The sequence below is a fragment of the Bradyrhizobium sp. LeoB3 genome, from assembly GCF_055456055.1.
Map to the genome: position 1 here is coordinate 1 of NZ_JBVBEF010000295.1, position 1255 is coordinate 1255.

General features: G+C 59.8%; 2 protein-coding genes. Both read left to right on the top strand.

Translation table 11 applies throughout. The annotated features are described in order from the left end of the window. On the top strand, positions 1-171 hold a 171-nt coding region (locus ACZXDY_RS45935; RefSeq protein WP_464350017.1), incomplete at its 5' end, for an amidohydrolase family protein. A gap of 368 nt (positions 172-539) precedes the next feature. Then, a complete protein-coding gene (locus ACZXDY_RS45940) occupies positions 540-1028 on the top strand; it encodes a hypothetical protein (RefSeq protein ID WP_455998977.1) in 489 nt (162 codons plus the stop codon). Positions 1029-1255 lie beyond the last annotated feature (227 nt).

Below are 1255 nucleotides of genomic sequence, written 5' to 3' on the forward strand. Positions count from 1 at the left end.
GCGGCCTCGCACTACACCTTCGAAGAAGCGCGGAAGGGGACGATCGAGCCCGGAAAACTTGCCGACCTCGTGGTGCTTTCCGCCAACTACATGGCCGTACCGGAAGCACAGATCAAGGACATCAAGGCCGACATGACGCTTATCGGGGGCAAGGTCGTCTTTGAGCGCTGAGCCGGTAACGGCAAGACATCGAGCGGATGCGGGCACACTCCCGGTCGATCAAGCGACGGCGTTCGCGTTGACCATCAATCTCAAGACCGTCAATGCGCTCGGGCTGACCATTGACATCGTCTTGCTTGCTCGCACGAGGTCTGCTTTGTGGCCCTAATGCGACGTCCGCGTGGGTTCTGAAATGGTCTGCTTATCGGGGTAGACCGGAAGTGACTGGTCGCGCTTCCAAGCGGCGCTTTTGACCCGGAAGCGAAGTGGTGCTTGAAGGGGTAGCATTGGAGAAGATTTAGGCAGGGCGCATCTCAATCGAAAAGCCCGAACATCGAAAAAAAGAGGTGAGGGAGCGACTTATGTCTGACAAATATGCCGTGGTCGGCAATCCGATCGACCACACCAAATCGCCGCTGATCCATTTCAGCTTCGCCAAAGAGACCGGGCAGAATATCGATTACGTCGCGATTGAGGCTCCTATCGGCGACTTCAACGAAGTGGTGGACAAGTTTCGGCGCGAAGGCGGCTTAGGCCTCAACATCACCGCGCCGTTCAAGCTGGATGCGTTCGCGTATTGCACCGATCTTAAGGAGCGCGCCCGGCTCGCTGGTGCGGTAAACGCGATGAAGTTCGAGGTGGATCGGGTGACTGGAGAAAACTTCGACGGCGTCGGCCTTACCAACGATATCACACGTAATCTCGGCCGCTCGATGAAGGGGCGCCGGGTGGCGCTGCTCGGCGCGGGTGGCGCTCAACACCGGTTTCAATGGTCGGCTTCGGCACCGGCGCGAATAAGGGCGAGTTGGTTGCCCGGCCATTGCAGGGCGTCGCCCTCGCGGGCCGCGGCGACGCGCTCCGGCTCATAGACGCCGGAAGAACATCGAGGGCGCGCCAGCCCGCATCTCGGCAGCCAATTTAGCCGCGGTCTTCTCTTAGACCGAACGTTAACAGCGGGCATCGCGCTTCGTAACCCGCTGCCCCCTATGCCGCCACGGCAAAAAACCGGAAACCAGATCCCGCGAGGTTGTCGGGAGATACCTGAACCGGCTCGCTAACCGTCTCTGACTCTGCCAACAGAAGGCAGGTCGGACAG